Annotated in this window: 14 protein-coding genes and 1 pseudogene; 4 read left to right on the forward strand and 11 right to left on the reverse strand. The window is 56.2% G+C overall.

What is annotated here, in order from left to right:
• Positions 1 to 454 precede the first annotated feature (454 nt).
• Positions 455 to 1,321 carry an AraC family transcriptional regulator gene (locus tag FHX14_RS27170; protein ID WP_184379984.1) on the reverse strand — a complete coding sequence of 289 codons (867 nt, stop codon included), beginning with the start codon at positions 1,319 to 1,321 and terminating at the stop codon, positions 455 to 457.
• Between the two features lie 194 nt (positions 1,322 to 1,515).
• On the opposite strand from FHX14_RS27170, the gene FHX14_RS27175 reads away from it, so the two are divergent.
• Genes FHX14_RS27175 through FHX14_RS27190 form a run of 4 tightly spaced genes read left to right on the forward strand, consistent with a single transcriptional unit; the run spans position 1,516 to position 6,736 of the window.
• Positions 1,516 to 2,685 (forward strand): sugar ABC transporter substrate-binding protein, encoded by a 1,170-nt coding sequence (locus tag FHX14_RS27175; RefSeq protein ID WP_184379986.1) that lies wholly within the window; start codon positions 1,516 to 1,518, stop codon positions 2,683 to 2,685.
• A gap of 26 nt (positions 2,686 to 2,711) precedes the next feature.
• Positions 2,712 to 4,277: a sugar ABC transporter ATP-binding protein gene (locus FHX14_RS27180; RefSeq protein WP_184379988.1), complete on the forward strand. Its 1,566-nt coding sequence runs from the start codon at positions 2,712 to 2,714 to the stop codon at positions 4,275 to 4,277.
• Positions 4,274 to 5,278 carry an ABC transporter permease gene (locus FHX14_RS27185; RefSeq protein WP_184379990.1) on the forward strand — a complete coding sequence of 335 codons (1,005 nt, stop codon included), beginning with the start codon at positions 4,274 to 4,276 and terminating at the stop codon, positions 5,276 to 5,278. Before FHX14_RS27180 ends, FHX14_RS27185 begins: the two co-directional genes overlap by 4 nt.
• Before the next feature lie 30 nt (positions 5,279 to 5,308).
• Complete coding sequence (locus FHX14_RS27190) at positions 5,309 to 6,736, forward strand: arabinose isomerase (RefSeq protein ID WP_184379991.1); 1,428 nt, start codon at positions 5,309 to 5,311, stop codon at positions 6,734 to 6,736.
• Between the two features lie 423 nt (positions 6,737 to 7,159).
• Here the strand turns inward: FHX14_RS27190 and FHX14_RS27195 are convergent, their stop codons facing one another.
• The 10 genes and pseudogenes from FHX14_RS27195 to FHX14_RS27240 form a co-directional block, all read right to left on the reverse strand.
• Positions 7,160 to 8,515, reverse strand: coding sequence for an alkyl/aryl-sulfatase (locus FHX14_RS27195; protein ID WP_184379993.1), 1,356 nt, complete (start codon positions 8,513 to 8,515; stop codon positions 7,160 to 7,162).
• Positions 8,516 to 9,024: 509 nt separating this feature from the next.
• Positions 9,025 to 9,393: a YciI family protein gene (locus FHX14_RS27200; protein ID WP_165422182.1), complete on the reverse strand. Its 369-nt coding sequence runs from the start codon at positions 9,391 to 9,393 to the stop codon at positions 9,025 to 9,027.
• A gap of 455 nt (positions 9,394 to 9,848) precedes the next feature.
• On the reverse strand, positions 9,849 to 11,117 hold the full coding sequence (locus FHX14_RS27205; RefSeq protein ID WP_184379995.1) for a DUF3422 domain-containing protein: 1,269 nt from the start codon (positions 11,115 to 11,117) through the stop codon (positions 9,849 to 9,851).
• Between the two features lie 384 nt (positions 11,118 to 11,501).
• A pseudogene (locus tag FHX14_RS27210) lies at positions 11,502 to 11,660 on the reverse strand (transposase); the annotation flags it as partial.
• 150 nt (positions 11,661 to 11,810) lie between these two features.
• On the reverse strand, positions 11,811 to 13,289 hold the full coding sequence (locus tag FHX14_RS27215) for an aldehyde dehydrogenase (RefSeq protein ID WP_184379998.1): 1,479 nt from the start codon (positions 13,287 to 13,289) through the stop codon (positions 11,811 to 11,813).
• A 36-nt stretch (positions 13,290 to 13,325) separates the two neighbouring features.
• Complete coding sequence (locus FHX14_RS27220) at positions 13,326 to 14,924, reverse strand: FAD-dependent oxidoreductase (protein WP_184380000.1); 1,599 nt, start codon at positions 14,922 to 14,924, stop codon at positions 13,326 to 13,328.
• 68 nt (positions 14,925 to 14,992) lie between these two features.
• Positions 14,993 to 16,879 carry an ABC transporter permease gene (locus FHX14_RS27225; RefSeq protein WP_210301148.1) on the reverse strand — a complete coding sequence of 629 codons (1,887 nt, stop codon included), beginning with the start codon at positions 16,877 to 16,879 and terminating at the stop codon, positions 14,993 to 14,995.
• A gap of 73 nt (positions 16,880 to 16,952) precedes the next feature.
• Entirely contained in the window at positions 16,953 to 17,696 is a 744-nt protein-coding gene (locus FHX14_RS27230) for an ABC transporter ATP-binding protein (RefSeq protein WP_246713469.1), read from the reverse strand.
• Positions 17,689 to 18,441 carry an ABC transporter ATP-binding protein gene (locus FHX14_RS27235; protein ID WP_184380003.1) on the reverse strand — a complete coding sequence of 251 codons (753 nt, stop codon included), beginning with the start codon at positions 18,439 to 18,441 and terminating at the stop codon, positions 17,689 to 17,691. The genes FHX14_RS27230 and FHX14_RS27235 overlap by 8 nt, the downstream gene beginning before the upstream one ends.
• Before the next feature lie 32 nt (positions 18,442 to 18,473).
• On the reverse strand, positions 18,474 to 19,877 hold the full coding sequence (locus tag FHX14_RS27240) for an ABC transporter substrate-binding protein (protein WP_184380005.1): 1,404 nt from the start codon (positions 19,875 to 19,877) through the stop codon (positions 18,474 to 18,476).
• Positions 19,878 to 20,298: the final 421 nt, after the last annotated feature.

Raw genomic sequence — 20,298 nt, forward strand, 5'->3', positions numbered from 1 at the left:
TAAGCTCGGCCGAAAAAGCAGCTTCTGGCCGAACGAGGCGCCCACAAGCGGCAACCTGCGCCTACACTCGAATTCCGGCTGATCAAAATTAGCGGTGCCGGTTCGTGGCCCATCGCATCAGGATTTTTGTCAATTCGGATAGCATTGAACTTCCCCTTTGTCGGCGGATCCACGGTCTGAGCCCATGGCGTTTATCCGCGCCCGTCATCGGACCTGTACAACCTCACACGCGGTCGCCGCTCGGCTGCACCACTATCCCGCTTTCGACGGGCTCGGGCTCGGGAGAACGGGGCCAAACTCAAGATCGGCTCTTAATGCAAATGGGATTCCCGCTCCGTTCACCTGGCTCCGTCAGGGGTGATCACCCTGAAGGATGAGTGGCAATCCCTGTTCGATGTTGCTTCTATGCTTAAGGCAGTTTCATCATCGCGCCCTCGCGCTCTGTCGTGAAAAGTTACTGGCGCCGAACGGCCCTAAAATCCGTCGGGCTGGAGCCGATCAGTTGCCGGAACTGGGTCGAAAAATGGAACGCTGAGTGAAAACCCAGGAGGCCGGCGATCTCCTTGATCGATTTGTCGGTGTTCACCAAAAAGTCGACGGCCCGCTGGATGCGCACCCTCATCTGATATTGCTTGGCCGACATGCCAGTCTGCTCGCGAAACAGACGCCGGAAATAGGGATAGCTGACGCCAAGTTCGTCGGCGAGCTGTTCAACAGACAGAGGCTGGCCGCAGCGCTCCATCAGAATCAACCGTGCACGATCGACGAGCCTGTCGGCAGCATTGGTGTTGAGATCGGCGGGGCGGCATATAAGGGCCAGCAGTTGAAGGCCGAGGGTCGACAGCAGCGGCTGATTGCGCAGGCAATCGTCCTGCGCCAGCGCGTGAATCGACGCAAAAACACCAGATATCTCGGAGCTGCTGGCATGGGCCGGCTGCTCGGGGCGCAACAGGCCTGCATCGCGCGCAAAGTCGAAGGCGCTTCCCCGGCATTCGATCCAATGTTCGACCCATCCGGTCCGGCGGTCCGGAGCAAAACGGTGCCAGACGCCGGGAAAAAGCAGGAAAATAGAGCCTTCGGCGATGGTAATCTGCCGACGTTCTGGTCCGAATTCCAGCCGGCCGCTGCCCGCGCTGATCTGCACGATCTGATAGGCGCTCAGGATACGGCCGCGCGACCAGCTGAAATGGTGGTCGTCCGGATGACGGCTCGGCGGGTAGTCGGAATTCGATCCGATCTCCGTATAGCCGGTGGAGATGGCCGTGCAGCCCCACGCGGCGCAGAGGCGGTTGTCGGGCATGTAGACGAAGTAGCTTTGCATGACGGCGGTCTAGATTGAGGATCATATTTTGCATGCAAAAGATCACTTTTGCGGAATTTGCCGACGTGTCAACGAAAATGCTTAGTGCTAACGTCAGAAGGCAAAGTCATTTTTAGAATGGCCCCGCACATATTTGCTGAGATCATCAGCGGGCCGCCGCTGCCAGGGAGGGCAGTGGCCGGGAGGAGAGAGATATGAAAAATCAAGCCAGACTGCTGGTGGTTGCCGCATGCCTTGCGGCTTCTGCTTCCTATGCCGAGGATTTTCACGGGTTCGATCCAGTGAAGTTCGATGGCAACATGTTATCGCCCGAAAATCTGAAGGCGATGGTGGTCGATGCGGCCAAAGCGACGCCGCCGAGGAACGGAAAGAGCTACAGTATCGGTTTCGCCAATCTGCAGCGCGATATCGCTTTCGGCGTGCTCGTTGAAAAGGGGATTCAGGAAAATGCCGATGCTGCGGGCGTCGAACTTGTGATTGCGGATAATCGCCTCGACGGGCCAACCGCGCTCGCCAATGCCAAGTCCTTCGCAGAACGCAAAGTTGACTACGTCATCGAATTCCAGACGGACGCCAATTTCGGGCAGACTGTAATGGATGTCTTCAAACAGGACGGCACGAAGGTGACTGCGATCGACATCCCGATGCCAGGCGCGAGCTTCTTCGGCGTCAATAATCCGAAATCAGGCTTCATGGGTGGATCCTATCTGGCAACGGCGGCCGCAAAGAAATTCGGCGCCGATGTCGTGAAGACCGGTTATCTGGTCATCGGCGCTTTACCACAGTCGGGCGTCATCCCGCGCATGCGCACGGATGGTCAGCGTTCCGGCTTTATGGCGCTGACCAAGGATTTCCCCGCCGACCATATCATCGAGATCGATACCAAGAACACGCTGCAGGAATCCTTCGCGCAGATGAACAATATCATTGGTCGCATTCCGCCAGGCGCCCCCATCCTCATCATTGCCATCAACGATCAGGCGACAATGGGAATGTTGCAGGCCGTGCGGGCTGCCGGTCGCGTCGATCAGGCGATTGCGGTTGGTAATGGGGCAGATGAGGCCGAGGCGCTCGCCACCGATCCGAACCTGGTTGCCGCCACCGGTTCCTTCCCCGGCAGCTACGGCAATTATTTGATTCCGATCGCACTCTCCGCTCTTGCTGGAAAACCTGTCCCGGAGGCGACCTTCGTGACGCACCAAATGGTCACCAAGGCCAATATCTGCAAGTTCTACAAGGAATTTCCCTGTGCCGGCGAGGCGGATGGATACGTGTTTCCGGAAGCGGAATTCGCGACCTACCTCGCAGACTTGAAGAAGCAGGATTGGCTGAAGGGCTATGAGGCCATTCTCCCTCAGCAATGAGCGAGATAGCGTCAGGGGAGCGTGACATGACCGTCCATAGCACCGAAGGGAGCCGCAATCCGCGGCTCCAGATCGCCAATGTCAGCAAAGCATTTGCCGGCGTGACGGTCTTGAAGAACGTGTCGCTTTCGGCCGATGCGGGCGAGATCGTGGCGCTTCTCGGCGCCAATGGTGCGGGCAAGTCGACGCTCATGAAAATCCTTTCCGGTGTCTACACGCTGGACAGTGGACAGATTAGAATTGACGACACGGCCAGGAATATCGCCACCCCTCAGGATGCAGTTGCTTCCGGCATCCGGCTTATGCCGCAGGAGCTTTCCGTTCATCCGGACCTTTCGGTCGCCGAAAACATCGCGCTTGGCTCCATGCCGAAGCGACGCTTTTTGGGTATTCCGATGATCGATCGGGTGGCCGTCGACGCACAGGCGCGTGCGCTACTCAAGCGATTGCGGCTCGATCATATCGAACCCGGCCGTCGCATGGGCTCGCTGCCATTGTCCGAACAGCGCATTGTCGAAATCGCCCGCGCGCTGGCCGGCAAGGCGCAGATCCTGATCATGGATGAGCCGACGGCGTCGCTGAGCGAGACGGATGCCGACAATCTGTTCGACGTCATCGGGGCCCTGAAAGACCAAGGCGTCACCATCATCTATATTTCGCATTATCTTGACGAGGTCTTCCGGCTCAGCAACCGTATCGTTGTCTTGCGTGACGGCGAGGTCCGAGGTCAGTTCGAAACCCGCGACACCAGTCGCGACGAAGTTCTGACGGCGATGCTCGGCAGCGAACTCGGCGACCTCTACCCCGTCAAATCGAAAATGCTTCAGGACGCAAAGACCGTCCTGTCCGTCGACGGACTGTCTCTTCCCGGATGGCTCTACCGCGTGTCATTTACCGTACGACGCGGTGAGGTGTTCGGCGTCTTCAGCCTGATCGGCTCCGGCGCCGAGAAAATAGGCCGGGCCATCTATGGCGCCGAGCCTGCCGCTCGTGCCAAAGCCATCCAATTGAACGATATCGACATCGGTCTCTCTGGCCCGCGAAAGAGAGTGCGTAGCGGCATCGGGTTCGTGGCCGCGGAGCGAAAGCGCCAGGGACTGATTGGCAATTTGTCGGTGCGAACCAACACGACACTGCCCTACCTCGGACTATTCACGCAATCCGGCGTTGTCGACCGGAAGCGGGAAGTCGACAGCACCCGTGAATGGATCAAAGCCCTGCGGATCAAGACCGCCGGTCCGGATCAGGAGATCCGCCTTCTGTCGGGCGGCAATCAGCAGAAGATCTGCCTTGCCCGCTGGCTGCTCGGAAATCCGAATTTTCTTATCCTCGAAGAGCCGACGCGCGGTGTCGATCTTGGCGCCCGGCGCGAGATCTACATGGAAATCCGCCGCCTGGCGGAGGCGGGGCTGGCTATCCTGATCGTCTCCTCAGATGCGGAAGAGGTGGCGGGGCTCGCAGATCGCAGCCTCGTGCTTGAGGATGGCAAAGTCGTCGCCGAGCTTGGACAGGACGCGACCGCGACGGACCTGATGCGGGCAGCCGAGCCGCGGGCGGCCCTCCGCGATTCGAATGAACTGGAGAAAACATGATCAAGTCGCCTTCCATTCCCGCAGCGTCAGAAGCGTCGATGAGGTCGGCAAACTCGTTCAGCGACCTTCTTGGCCGCCCGGCCGCCGGCATCGTTCTCTTGCTGGTGTTCTACATCCTGCTGCTGATCGCCTTTTCGGTTCTCTCCCCCTATTTCCTGACGCTGAGCAACCTGTCCAACATCGGCACCAACATGGCCTTCATCGGGCTGATGGCAGCCGCGGGCACCCCGCTGATCATCGGCGGAGGGCTCGATCTGTCCGTTGCCGCCGTCGCCGGTCTCGCTGGCGTCATCGTGGCGCTGATGCATGCCAACGGAATCAACATCTGGGCGGGCTGCGTCACCGCTCTCATCATCGGCTGCGCGGTCGGCGTCCTGAACGGCTTCATCGTCACCCGGCTGAAGCTCAATCCGCTCATCGCCACACTCGGCACAATGAGCATCTTTTCCGGTCTCTCCATGGTGCTGACCGGCGGACTTTCGAAGCCGCTCTTCGTTCCGGCTTTCAACTGGCTCGGGTCAGGGCGGCTCTTCGGCATCCCGTTTCCTATCATCCTGATGCTGTTAGTCTTCGTCGCACTTTGGCTGATCTTGTCAAAGACACCGTTCGGACGCTTCGTCTATGCGACCGGCGGCAATCCGGAAGCAAGCAGCCTGCTCGGTGTGCCCGTCGAGCGGACCCAGATGGTGCTCTATGTCGTCTCCGGCCTTTCGGGGGCGGCGGCTGGCATCATCCTTGCAGCAATGCTCGGCGCCGCAGCACCGAATGCCGCAGGGCAGCACCTGCTCACCATCATCGCCGCCATTATCCTCGGTGGTACCAGCCTGTTTGGCGGCCGCGGCAGCGTCTGGGGCACGCTGATTGCCGTTTTGATCCTTGGCACACTGAACAACGGCCTGACGCTGATGAACGTGTCCTCCTTCTGGCAGGACGTGACCCGAGGCGTCGTCCTTTTAATGGCGGTCGGCCTCGATCAGCTGCGCGTGCGCCTGCAGAGCTGACGCCATTCTCATTCCATCGGAGAAGCAGAAATGTCTGAACGCCCCTTGAAGGCCGGCCTTTTCGGTATCGGTCTGGAGGCCTATTGGTCGCAATTCAACGGTCTGGAAGCGCGGTTGCGCGGCTATGTCGATACCGTCGAGGCAAAGCTTGCGCGCCCGGGCGTCGAGGTCGTCAACCTCGGGCTGATCGACACGCCCGAAAAGGCGATCGAGGCCGGTCACCAGTTTCGCCAGGCCGATGTCGATATCATCTTTCTTTACATCACAACCTATGCGTTGTCTTCGACGGTTCTTCCAGTGGTCCGTCGCGCCAAGGTTCCGGTGATCATCCTCAATCTGCAGCCGACCGCAGCCATCGACTATGCCACTTTCAACGCCCTCGGCGATCGGACAGCGATGACCGGCGACTGGCTGGCGCATTGCTCTGCCTGCCCCGTCCCCGAAATCGCCAATGTCTTCCGTCGGGCGGGTATCAGCTTTCACCAGGTGACCGGTGTTCTCACCGGCGATCCGATGGTCGAGAACGAGATCAACGACTGGATCGAGGCCGCCCGCGTCGCGCATGTGATGGCGCATAACCGGCTCGGCGTCATGGGCCGCTACTACAACGGCATGCTCGATATCTATTCAGATCTCACCGCGCAGGCAGCAGCCTTCGGTACCCATATCGAGGTGCTGGAAATCGACGAACTGGCGCGGTTGCGACGTGATGTGAGCGAGGAAGACGTCTCCACCTGCTTGGCGACGATCGTAGCCGAATTCGATGTCCAGCCGGATTGCGACCCCAAGGAACTGGCGCGTGCGGCAAAGACAGCCGTGGCGCTTCGCAAGCTGGTCGATAAGAAATCGCTCGGCTCGCTTGCTTATTACTACGAGTCCCAGCCCGGCCACGAATATGAGGATATCATCACCTCGGTAATCGTCGGCTGTTCGATATTGACGGCCAGTGGCGTGCCGGTTGCCGGCGAATACGAGATCAAGAACGCCCAAGCGATGAAGATCATGGACAGCTTCGGTGTGGGCGGTTCATTCACCGAGTATTATGCCATGGATTTCGCCGCTGACGTCGTACTGATGGGGCATGACGGGCCGGGGCATACCAAAATTGCCCAGGGGCGTACCAAGATCCGGCCCCTTAAAGTTTTTCACGGCAAGGTCGGCTCCGGCGTCAGTGTTGAGATGTCGGTTCAGCATGGGCCGGTGACGCTCCTTTCGATCCTCGAGGACGCTGGCAAGATCAAGCTGCTCTGCGCCGAAGGTGCATCCGTCGCCGGTCCGATCCTCGAAATCGGCAATACAAACAGCCGTTATCAGTTTCCGCTCGGAGCCCGTCGGTTCGTCGAGGCGTGGAATGCGCAGGGGCCGGCCCACCATTGCGCCGTCGGGGTTGGGCATATTGCCGGGCGCATCGAGAAGCTCGGGAGGCTGCTGGACCTGGAGGTCGTCAAAGTTTGTTAGCCGGAGGAGGGAAGAGTGGGGCTTGGCAAATATCAATTGGATGGCCGGGCAATCGGTACCGCTGTCGTCGCGTTACCCTGGGTCCCGTTTAGCCGGCACTGGCTGGTGCGCTGCTAATAGCCCTTACAAGCACAGTCGAAGCTGCATTGCTGGACGGAGCGTCTGGGCACGCCTCGGCCCTTTAGCTCTCGGCCTTAAAGGCATAATCAGTAGGCACTATTCACAAGCGGTGCTCCCGTCAAACGCTCGAGGAAGCGGTTCTTTCTGCTCAATCGATCTCGAGAATGGCTTCGGCACTTTGGGCTGCCGCATCGCGACGCACCAGATCAGGGATGCCGTAACACGACGCAAGGTTGATTGCGGGCGTGGCGGCCGGCGAGCCTTGGGCTTCCGTTGGGTGTGCTCAGCGACGAGCTGGAAGGATCAGAATCTCGAAGCGTCCGAACCGGGAACCTCAACCATCTCTAGATTGATACGTTGTTCCAGGCATTGGGCCACCGTCAGATAATAATTCCGGGCAGTGGCGTTCATCTGACGTTCGCCCAATTCCCGGAGTGCGTGGATCTTGACTGTCGTTGCCCCGCCGTTGCGAGGCTCAAGAGCAAGAACATAGTCAGCCTGTTCAATAGCCCATTGGAATTCGCCGGCCGTAAGCGATGCGTCGGCACTCCCCAGCATTTTCGCTGTGCCTCCGGCCATTGCGACTAACTTTTCTGCACGTTGTTTTTCAGTCAGCGGGAAGATATGCGCAGGGTTGCCATCAAACCAGCCTGCATTCTGCTGATAGATCCCACGTACCGCCCAAGCAACAGTGCCGTAATATTCCTGCAGATATGGATGTTGCGCCAGTTCTGCAGGCAGCCTTATCTCCTGAACCAACTCGTCGGCGGTCTTGCCGTTGGTGATTCCTTCCATGGTCTTTTCGTAGACGAACTTGATTCCATCCCGGTAGGTAGTAAGGGCCTCCTTCCCTTCGTAGGCGCCAGCGATCGTGCCCATGTGGCCAGGAACGACGACCCTCGCATCGAGAGCAATCAGTTTTTCCAGACTTGCAATCCATTTTTCTACGGGACGGGCCGGAAGCCCTCTTAGCGGCGCGATGTTGGGAAAGGTCTTCAGGAGGACGTCGCCAGCGATCAACACCTTGCGGTCCGGCACCCAGACTGAGATGTTTTCATCGGCTTCACCAGGAGTGTGGATCAGTCGGATCGGCACGCCAGCGATCTCTAAGCTTTGTTCTTCTCCATCAAAAGTTTGCGTGGGCGGCAAGAAGCCCTCTCGGGTATGGGGCGTGACCCTGCCATACTCCAGCTGTGTGCCGACGTTTATGAATTGATCGTCGGGCAGAGCGGTTCCGAACGCATCACCACCATCACGTTGTCCGCGAACTGTGTCCGGCTTGGCCATGACTAAAAGCTTATGGCTATAGATTTCCGGCTTGTCATTGCCTGCGAATACCGTTGCACCGCCGGTATGGTCAGGGTGATTGTGGGTGTAGATAATCGCACAAACGGGGCGAGTCATCCGATCGCCAAAGGCTGCAACGATCGCTTTGGCGTCGACAGGGTTGGCTGAGGTGTCGACAATGATCGAGCCGGCTTGAGCGTGAATCAAGGTGACGTTGCTGGCGGAATACCCGACCGCAGTGTAGACGCCCTCGGTTACGTTTTCGACGCGTTTTTGGAATTCGGCAGAGTGCGCCTTCAGCTTGTCTCGCCCGGAGAAATCGTCGGCAGCCAAAGGTGGATCCGTCATGCCGAGCGTTGATACAATAGCCATGGCGCCTCTTACCTGACTTTCCAATGAAAGTGCAATCTAGTAATCGATTTTGAGCAGCCCAACCGGAAGCATGATGCTCATGCGCGGAAGATCCTACTCGTTGGCGACCGACGAAATCAGTTACCTGGAAAAGCCGCTGGTATATTGAATGGAGTGCCAATGCGGGCAGTCTTTCTGTTGCTACCACTCGGTGGGGCTGACTTTGTCGACATGGTTTCGGCCACCGCCACTGACCTTCTGCTCGAACACAGTTGGACTGATCCAAATGGCCCGCGGTTCAAGCAGCAGGGGTGCCTAGATCTCTGTGATGCCGTTCAAATCCGGAAGCTCAAAGCCATTCGAAAAGCGAGAGCTCTGCAGCTTCAACCGCTCATCACTGGTTGCGTACGTGCTGGTTCGTTTAAATGAATCCTCGGGTGGAGCTCAGCTTAACCACAAGCTGACTTACAAACGGCCCTCAGGGTGGCATTTCATCGATACGGGAACTCAACCTGCACAAGAGATCCGAGTTATTTGCCCTGATAGGCTTTGATGCTGGTAACCTGCCAGTAGCGCACATTTGCAGATAGCACATGATTCTGCACGCCTGGATCCTGGCTCACCCATTGTTTGGCTGCTGCGATGTTCTCAGCTTCGAACACAATCATTCCGAGCACCCTGTCATCGGTAAGCGCGCCGAGCAGCCCGCCAGCCAAAAATTTATCCCTTAGTGTCTGCCCATAGGATACGTGTTCCTTAATGGCGATCTGCTCCGTAATGTCTTTGCTGTCGTCGTAGGCAGGACCGCGTTCATATATCACAGCGAAAACGCCACGCGTCCCTGCGGCTGCTTCCTGAGCAGCGGCGCTTGGCGCAAGCTTGGCAACAGTGCCGGTCATGTTTATCTCCAATGATGGGATACAACCGACCATACAAGTGGAGTCACTCAATGATTAGGGGGTAAAAATCGCTAGAGGCTATGATCTCCACTCATCAATCAACTGGACGCGCTTTTCAAATGTAACCCCCTCGAAATCCAGGAAGAGCAGAGCTTCACTCCTGGTGACTTTGACGCTCTGGCCTTCCTATGAAGTTATCTAATCCGGTCAATTTGGTTGAATTTCACGTCGACTCTGCTGTTGGTCTTGTGGGCGTCGTTGTCTGCGAAAGCCGGTTTGAAAAACTATCTGCGCTTTGCATTTTTGCAACCGCTACTGTTGGTCTTGATCATCTTAGCCTTTGCGCCCTCGGCAGTGAGACGCAATCCCGCAAAACCTCGTATTCCGAACGGGCTGGGTGCAGATATTACTAGGTCGCCATTGCACGCGATCCTGACCTATTGGGTGCGCTACCTCTAGCTCTCTGCTTTTAGGGCATGCTTGACGCGGAGAATGGTAATCACAACAGATCCAACAACCACCGGAACAGCGACAAGCATGATCATCGGATCGAAATGGAAGCCTGCGTGGTCTGCTGTTTCATATATAAATTTAAGCAAGCTCAGCAAGTAATAGCTAATTGCGATCATCGAAAAGCCTTCGACCGCCCGCTGGATCTTAACCTGCGTCGCAGCGCGATCAGCCATCGCCTGAATCTGTGTGGCGTTTTGGAACTCAATCTCGACCTGGATTCGCGTTTGGAGCAGGTCGAGCAAGTGCATCGCAGCTCTTGATAGGTGCTCTAGCCTCAACGCGGTTGCTTCGCAGGTACGCACCGCAGGCTTGAACCGTCGCTCTACGAAGGTACCGAAACGTTGAAAGCCGGGGACATGGCTTTCCCGCAAAAGAACAATCCTCTCTTCAACGATTTTGGCGTAGGCAGCGGTTGCTCCAAACCTGCTTCTGGTCTCCGCGGTGGCTAAAATGATATGCGAGGAGAGAACAGTAATCTCCTCGAGCAATTGTTTGTGCTGATGTGCAGGCGTACTCAAGTTTCGATTGGTCAGCCGAACGAGTTCCGCGTCATATCCGCCCAGAAGCGGGGCAAGACGACGCGCTTGCGGCAATCCGAGCAGCGCCATTGACCTATAGGTTTCGATCTCAAAGATCCGCCGTACCATGCGCCCCAGCCGATGGGCATTCAGGTCCTTGTTGAACAGGATGATCCTGCTTGAATTGTCCCCTCGAACGCGAAAATCGGAGCAAACTTGCGCCGCCCCGCCGCCGATTGATGACGCGGCGGTATCGCCGAAGTCGAGGGTTCTGAGAACCGTTCCCAGCTGGTCAGGAGGGTTCCCCAGGACAAGGATACTCACGTGGCAAACGAGCAGAGGAGAGCTCAACCCTGCTAGCCGCGCAAAATCACCTTCACAAAGGTCGGTTTCCGGCCAACCCTCGGGCTCGCTGTCTAATTTTCGGACCCGCGTCACCGTCACGAACTCAGTGTGCCGTTCAACTCTGACTGAAATTCCACCGTGGGCTGCGAGACTATCGTGGAACTCCTTGATCACGCCATCCAATGGCATGAAAGCGACGTGTTCGACGATTGCCGGACCGGTAAAATAGATCGACGGTCGAGCGTGAAGCTCCGAGTTGAAGTCTGCGGCCCTCTGTTCAAAAGCAGCTGGACTAGAGACCTGTGGTGCGGAAGCAGACACCGTTTCTTCCGCGTCCTTTGAAATCATGTTTCTTTCCCATTCCCGAAAGCACACCGGCCGGCGAACCTATATGAAGCGAATGCAATCGATTTGAAAAGCCCGCCTGAGTGGCGAACTTGCCGACCTCGCCGAGGCCGAGCGATTACGGTCGATTTGTGCGGCAAGTCAGGGTGTTGTTTCCCTGTTGCCCGAACTATCGACACTCGGTTGGCAAACGTCAACGCGGAGCGGGCCGCCAATGCACACCTCTCACCAGGAGAACGGACATACGGGAGGTAGAGCCGATAGCACCTAGGTCGGCTGCGACGATGCGCGTTCTTTGACGGCTCCGCGCTTGGCCGCAGGCCCTACCGTTTTCTGCAAGAAGCTCGCGGAGTGCGACCGCATCCAGCATCTGCTCGGTCTCGTCCTAAGCGCCCTCAGCCGCTTCGCCTTGGAGACTTCCATGCCGCCGTATTTGGCCTTCCAGTTATTTGCTTCTGAAATCCCGTGCTGGCGGCAGAGGTCGTTCCCGCCAGCCTCCTGCTCCTTCAGCACACTATGCTCTTCCGTAAATCTCTGCTTCTTCATTCGTCCGTCTCTTAACAGACCGGACTCAAATCCATTCTGGAGGAAATTCTCAGTGGGAAGTCAAATGAGACACACTGAGTTCGTTCCACATCGCCAAGCAGCAGTCCATCGAAGGACGCGACCGGACCATAACGTCAACAACGTCGACCTTTACCGCTGAATGAAGGGATTCACCGGCGCACTCGCCGCGGTAGAGAGAATGATGCCCTTCGTTTCGAGAAATTGATTGATCGCCTCCATGCCGCTTTCCCGGCCAAGCCCGGATCGTTTCATACCGCCGGAAGGCAGCATATAACTGTAGGCACGATAGGTGTTTACCCATACGGTGCCGGCCTTGATCGCCTTAGAGACCCGGACCGCCCGCCCGATGTTCGCAGTCCAGACACCCGCGGCTAGTCCATAAATCACGTCGTTTCCTATTTCGATCGCTTGCTGCTCTGTATCGAACCCCAAAATCGAAAGAATGGGTCCAAAAACTTCCTCTTGTGCAATCCGCATGTCGTTCGTGACGTCTGTGAAAATGGTTGGCTGGATGAATTGACCACCGATTAATCCTGGCCCCGTCGCCGGTCCCCCGCCCAAGATACAACGGGCCCCATCGCTGTTCGCGGTCGCCAAGTAATCGAGCACTTTCTGATATTGAGGCGGTGTAGCGATGGGTCCGACATTGGTCTCAGGTGACATGGGATCGCCAAGGCGAATCTCCTGCGCCAGCGAAATTAGCTTTTTGGTAAAAGCTTCCTTTATCGTATTTTGGACCAGCAGTCTGGAGCCGGCTGTGCACATTTGTCCCGCAGCGCCGAAAATGCCTGAAATGACACCGATGGCTGCAGCGTCCAGGTCGGCGTCATCGAAAACAATGTTGGGCGACTTTCCGCCAAGCTCCATCGTGACGCGTTTCATGCTGCGCGCGGCGATCTCGTAGATCCGCGCGCCGGTGACGTCGGAGCCAGTAAAGGAGATTTTGGAGACGTCTGGATGTTCGATGAGCGCTGCACCGGCTTCAGTTCCAAGGCCGGTTACCACGTTAAGAACACCATCCGGGAGCCCTGCTTTTTTGGTGAGCGCTGCGAATTCAAGCGTGCTTACTGACGCAAATTCAGACGGTTTGAGAACAACGGCACAACCCGCCGCAAGCGCTGGGGCACACTTCATTGCACAAAACATGAGAGGGGAATTCCAGGCCGTGAGCGCCGCGACGACCCCAACTGGTTCACGAAGGGTCAAGGCCAAGCTATCCGCCTTTTCGATGGGAACCACGGTACCCTCGATTTTGTCTGCCAGACCAGCGTAATAGTACCAGTACTCGGAAATCATAGCCAGTTGTCCCCGCATCTCGGTGAGCAACTTGCCGTTGTCACGCACTTCGATCTCCGCCAGACGGTCCGCATTCTCAACGACGGCATCGCCAATCTTGCGAAGGATTTTACCTCGTTGGGTCGCCGACATCTCTGCCCACGCACCGGTCATGGCAAGCTTGGCGGCGGCGACTGCCCGAGACGCATCGTCCTTGTTTCCACGTGCAATCCTAGCCCAGGCTGTACCCTTATAAGGGTCGATCGTCTCGAGCCATTCACCACTTGAGGGATCAACATCTTGACCACCGATATATAACTTATACTCTTGCACTTCGTTCTCCTCTTTGCAGCTAAGGCCCAAGAAATGTCAGGCGTCTTCCAAAAGAAAGGACGCCGCCCGTTCACCGATCATAATCGCGGTTGCATTTGTTGGCCCGGAAACAATGGACGGCATGATCGAGGCGTCGGCAACGACCAGACCTTCTAGCCCCCTCACTCGAAGCCTCGAGTCGACGACTGCATCGAGGCCGGATCCCATCTTACAGGTTCCACATGCGTGATAGACCGAGCTGGCGCTGGATCGAATGTAACTCAACAGCTCGTCGTCGCTGCTTATGTCGATGCCCGGCCGTTCCTCACGCTCGATTTCGCGTCGGAGCGGATCTGTCGCGGCAATGGCGCGAGCAATGCGTAAGCCCGTCAACACGGCCTGCTGATCGCTCTCAGCAACCAAATAATTCGGTTGGATCACAGGCTGCTCCATTCTGTTGTCGGAGCGCAGCCGGACCGAGCCGCGACTTTGAGGACGGAGTTGGAACGCAGAAATAGAAAATCCGGAAAATTCGTCGAGCCCTTTGCGATAGTCCGTGCTGCTGAACGGCATGAACATCACCAGGATATCGGGCCTTTCAAGATCAGCTCGGGTCCGAAGGAACCCACCAACCTGCGCTCCGGATGATGTCAGGGGACCTCGCCGGAAGAGTAAGTATTGGACCCCCATTTGCATTTTCGCGAGTGGACTCTTCACCTTGTCGTTAAGGGTTTGATAGCGGCGGCTCTTGAGCACAAGGCGTGCCTGGACATGATCATGCAGATTGGCGCCAACCCCCCTCAGCTCATGCTGAACCCGCACGCCTGCATCCTGTAACCACTGTCCCCGCCCAATACCGGATCGTTGAAGGATCACGGGTGAATTAATGGCACCCGCCGACAGGATCACAGCCTGGCGGGCCGCCACTGTCTGTGCATGACCGTCGGTCGTGTAGCTTACGCCTATCACCCTCCCATTCTCCAGCAGCAGTTTCTCAACCTCGACATCGATCTTCAGCGTGAAGTTTCGTCGGCGCTTCGCACTTGCCAGGAATGCCACGGCGCTGCTCGCGCGCTTGCCTGCGCGGGCTGTCATCTGGAAATCCCCGACGCCTTCCTGTGAGGAGCCGTTGAAATCATCGTTCGATGGGAAACCTGCATTCAAAGCACTTTGCGTGAAAGCTCTACTGAGTGGATTCCGGTCAATCAGATTTGAGACGGAAAGCGGGCCACCGCTGCCGTGAAAATCGTCTGGCCCATTCTCTTGGTCCTCCGACTTTCGGAAGAAGGGCAGAACCTCATCGTAGCTCCAGCCAAGATTGCCATCCTGCTGCCAACTGTCAAAATCCTCCCGCTGCCCCCTGGTGTAAACAAGTCCATTTATCGAACTTGATCCGCCAAGGACCTTGCCAGATGGCGTGAAGATCGTCCGTCCGCCGAGACCGGGCGAAGGTGCCGTCGAGTAGTTCCAAGTCAACTTCTTGTTTACTATTGTTTTGCCGAAGCCCATCGGGATATGGATCCAGGGGTTCCGATCGGGTCCCCCAGCCTCGAGCAAGAGTACGCTACTTCGGCCGGACTCGCTTAGCCGGTTTGCGACAGCGCAGCCTGCCGAGCCAGCTCCAACAACGATGTAATCAAAAGTACTCATTTCCATTCGTAACAATGCTCCAGTAGTGCGCAATTGTTTTGGTTAGACCAGAGAACACGCCGGAACGGGCGCCGCTACGAGAATGAAACTTCCGGCTTGGATTCAGCCTTTGGGGACTTTGCCGACGAACGGAGGCGAGCGATCGCTTCCCCCACCACGCCACGCCGAAACAGCAGCACACAGCTAACGAAAACGACGCCTTGTGCGACAAGGACCCACTCTCCGAGGGACGCAAAGTAATAGGTTAACCCGAACACGATGACAGCGCCGACGATGGGACCATAAAGGGTTCCCATTCCACCGATCAGCACCATCAACAAGGCCTGACCGGACATGGACCAGTGCATGTCTGACAGGTTGGCGCTTTGTGAAACGACTGACTTCAGGCCTCCAGCCAATCCGGCCAGGGCCCCTGAAATCACAAAGGCGATCAGCTTGTAACGATCAGCGCGATATCCAAGCGATATAGCTCTTGCTTCGTTGTCGCGAACTGCTTTCAGGACTTCGCCAAACGGTGAATTGACGATCCGCCCCAGACCTAAAATGATCCCGATAAACAAAATGGAGACAACGATGTAGAGGATGGTCGGATCAGACAGGGGCAATAGACCAAAAAGCGCTGTCTGAGGAACATTCTGAATTCCATCCTCACCATGTGTGAATTCGGCTTTAAGCGCGATAAAATACATCATCTGCCCGATACCCAGCGTAATCATGGCGAAGTAGATGCCCTGGCGCCGGAGAGCCACCAGACCGACCACAAACGCAAGCGCTGCGGAGCCTAGAACCCCGATCAGGACCGACAATTCACTGGGGACGCCCCACACCGCTCCAAGCTGCGCCACAGCATAGGATCCAGCACCGAAGAACATAGCGTGTCCGAAGGACAGCAATCCCACGTAGGAAATGAGAAATCCGACGGAAAGTGCATAGATTGCGAAGCATACGGCCTGAATGACCGTGTATTTGTACACGAAAAAGAATGCGACGGTCAGAGCAAGAGCTACCAGAATGGCGGTGATCTTAACGCCCTTTGCGGAAACATCGAAGATCTCGTCATTCTCGGCTGCGTTCTTTGGTGCATTGACGGTCCATCCAAACAAGCCCGCCGGCCTAACAATCAATATGACAACCATGAGAATGAATATCGCCAAGGAAGATGCTTGCGGATATACATACCCGACGAGGCCCTCGATCAGTCCCGCGAGGAAACCGGTGACGATACTCCCTCCGATCGAGCCCATGCCTCCGATTACGACGATCGCAAAAACGACGATCATCAAATCATGCCCCATGAAAGCCTGCGGCTGGTAGATTGGTGCCGCCAACACGCCAGCCAGGCCCGCTAGGCCAACGCTGACGGAGTAAGTCACTGTCACGAGCAGCGGAACATTCACGCCAAACGTTTGGACAATTTGCGGGTTCTCCGTGGACGCACGGAGATAAGCACCGAGCCGGGTCTTTTGAATACAGAACCAGGTCACCCCACAGATGACGATGGAAAAGACAGGCACCCATAGACGGTAATAGGGCACCAAAAGGAAGGGCAGTTTGACGGCGCCGGTCAATTCCTGTGGCGGGGAATACGGCAGGGGTGTGAGACCATATATGGCTTGGACAAGCCCTTGGATGACGAGCGCAAGGCCAAAGCAAAGCAGCATGCCATAAAGGGCATTGAGGTGGGCAATGCGGGCAAGGAAAAGTTTCTCGGTCAAGAACCCCGTAAAGCCGACGCACAGGGGAACGATTGCCAGGGCCCACCAATAGCCTAGGCCGAAGGTCTGCAACAACAGTGCCGTGCCCAACGCGCCTAGCATGTACTGCACGCCATGCATGAAATTCACAACATGAAGCATGCCAAAAATGACGGCAAGTCCCAAGGCCAGCAAGGCGTAGAAGCCGCCATTGATGAGGCCGAGGAAAAGATATCCAAAGAGTAAGTCCCAAGAAACCGTAGCCAAAAGCGTTGCCCTCCCTGGCACGATTGGTTATTTCAGATGCGATCGCCAGCCCGTATATAGTCAGGTCGCGACGTCAGACAGAAAGCCATGCTTCCAATTCTCCTCGCTTGGATACAACGTCATCCCGGTCCATCATCCGAACCGTGCGGCCTTGTTCCACGAGGTAGACTCGGTCCATAACTTTAGTTGCAAAAGAGAGATTCTGCTCAACCAGAAGTATGGTGAATCCTTTGCGCTTGAGAAGCGCGATTGTATTGGCGATCTGGTCTACAATTACCGGGGCGAGGCCTTCCGTCGGCTCGTCAAGCAGGAGCAGCCGCGATCCGGTTCGTAGAATCCGCGCTATCGCTAACATCTGTTGCTCACCGCCCGAGAGCTTCGTTCCCTGGGTCGAAAGCCTTTCACGAAGATTGGGGAAAAGCTGGAAAATCTCATCCAATGTCATACCATTGGGAGCGATTGTCGGCGGAAGTAAAAGATTTTCCTCCACCGTCAGGCTTGAGAAAATCGCCCGCTCCTCGGGGCAATAGGCCAGTCCCATTCTGGCAATTGCGTCGGGGGTCTTGCCCAGGACTTGGTTGGAGAACAAAGTTATGGAGCCGGTTGCCCGAGGAGCAATTCCCATGATGCTACGTAGAGTCGTTGTCTTTCCCGCTCCGTTCTTCCCGATCAGGACGACCAATTCGCCTTCGTTGAGGACGAGATCGACTCCATGCAAGATATGGCTCTCGCCGTACCATGCATTTAGCTTCTTGACTTCGAGAAGCGCCTTGGCATTTGGTTGGCTCTGAAAGACCACGGAAGCCGTTTTAGTCATGGGATGATCCAAGGTAAGCTGCTTTGACATTGGGATCGCTCGAAACAGTTTTGTAGTCTCCCTCGGCGACGACGCGCCCGCGCACCATTACGCTGATTGTGTCGGCAAGGGACGACACGACCTTGAGATTGTGCTCAACGATAATGATGGTCCTCGCACCTGAGAGCGATCTAATGAGCGTGGTGATGGTTTCGATGTCCTCCTGGCCCATCCCTGCCATAGGCTCGTCCAAAAGCAGTACTTTCGGCTCCAGCGCGAGAGTCGTGGCAAGTTCGAGGGCGCGTTTGCGCCCATAGGGCATTGACGCTGCCTGAGTGTGAGCCCAGGTTTCGAGGCCAACTGCCGATAAAAGTCCGAGGGCACGTTCATTGTACCGATCCATATCTCGATGCGTGGCCCAGAAACGAAAGGTTCCACCTCCAGGTCTCATCAACGCGATGCGCACATTTTGAAGGGCCGTGAGCCTGCCGAACGTGGATGAAATCTGGAACGATCTCACCATGCCATCGGAGGCAACGTCCGCGGGACCCGAATGAGTGATATCAGCTCCGTCCAAGATAATTTGCCCGGCACTGGGGGGCAGAAACTTGGTCAGCAGGTTAAACATGGTTGTCTTGCCGGCCCCGTTGGGGCCGATAATGGCGTGGATCTGCCCGGCTTTGACATCGAGGTTGACATCGTCAACCGCACGGAAACCTCCAAAATCTCGGCATATGCCTCGGGCCTGAAGAATGATTTGGTCCATTGACAAATTTCTCCGAGTTCAGATGAGCAGCGTTAGCTTTTTATCAACGCGCACTCGCTTTCGCTCGGAGAACGAACCGTACTTGGACCGGCAACTGTCGACACATAATCGTACATATCGAAATCGTATTTGGACGCCTCCGGCGCCTTCACCTTAAAAAGGTGAAAGTCACGGACGCACATTCCGTCTTCGCGCACGGTAAGATTATTACTCATCATATCGTTGACGGGAATGCTCCTCATCGCTTTGGCCACCTGTGTGGCGTCAACGACACCCGCCTGAGCAACGGCCTTTAAATAATGCATGACTGCGCTATAGCCACAGGCCCGCTCACCATTGGGTGGACTGCCCATCTTCTTCATGTAGCGCTTCGACCAATCCCGCGTCTTGTCGTTCTGATCCCAGTAGAAAACCTCGTTGGCGTACAGGCCATGCATGCTCTCTAGACCGAGTACCTGCACATCCACAATGCTCATGCTCGTCGTGGCCAAAGTGACAACCGAGTCAAGGCCAAATTGGCGTGCGGTTTTGATGAAATTCAGCAAGTCGGTTCCGAACAGGCCGACTTGCACGACATCGGCGCCAGAATTTGCAGCGGCCAGAACGGCTGTACTAAAATCCGGTGACCCAAGAGGGACTCGAAGCGAGCCGGTAACGGTCGCGCCTCGCCCTTCAAGGGATTTCTTGAAGTCGTTTTCCAGTGAGATCCCGAACGCGTAGTCGGGATTAAGGAGGAACCACCGTTTCTTACCCATTTTCACGAATACGTCGGGCTGAACGGTCGACAGCCCATATGTATCGTAGGTCCAATGGAAAGATGTCGGGTTACAGGATTTTCCCGTAATTTGAGAGGAGTGTGCGTTCGAGACAACGGCGATTTTGTTCTTATTTGCAGCGAGCGCCATCACCGCCAGGGCGCATGATGAGATCTGCAGATCGAAAAACGCCTCGACGCCTTTCGTGTCCATCCATTCACGCGCGATACCGGTTGCGATCTCCGCCTTACCTTGATGGTCGGCTGAAACGATTTCGATTTGACGACCGAGGGCTTGGCCGCCAAAATCTTCGACAGCAAGTTCTACCGCAGCTACCGAGCCCTTTCCGCCTGACGTGGACGCAACGGAAGAAAAGTCGCAGAGGACTCCTATCCGCAGCGGGCCTTCCGATTGCGCGAAGACACGCGTACCGGCGGATGCAATTCCCTCAGCAGCTACAATTTTCAGCAAGTCACGCCGTTTCAAGTTCATCATATCCTCCTTATGATGCGTCTCCCAAATGCCCAACGGCTCTCCGAATTCCCTCGCCGTTCGCACTTGTAATAAATACCCATAATTCGAGATTTCATAATGGTCAATGATTTTAAATATCCGATTATCTGGTGGATGACCAGTTTTGCTCCAATGGATCATTGCCTGACCGAGTTTCAGCGTTGCCATCCAAGCCAACCAGTCTCTGCATTTCCTGAGCCGCTTTGCAGTGTGTTGGTCATAGATCCTTGCGAAAGCAAGCAGACAATGGAGGGCGGCGGATCACCTTTCACCCAATCCCACCTAATAGGACTGACGTCGACAACATTGGTTCGTATTCACATTCGGCGAGGCGGCGGCATTCAATTGATCACCCGTTCGTCTAAGGAGAGATAGAAGTCGCAACACACATAACCAATCGGGTGTGTTTAGCGGTGGCGCGGCTTTTTGCTTCTCTACAAGCGCACTGATTTTTGGTGTCTGCGAGGGATTAGCGCGACATAATGTCTGTCCCGCCTGGAAACTCTTGGTCAAGATTCTTACTCACTCATGAGCCCGACTAATAACTGCAATAAATCATGGATGGCTAATCAATGTCAGACTTCTCCGC

The sequence above is a fragment of the Rhizobium sp. BK619 genome (assembly GCF_014195245.1).
Lineage (GTDB): Bacteria > Pseudomonadota > Alphaproteobacteria > Rhizobiales > Rhizobiaceae > Rhizobium > Rhizobium acidisoli.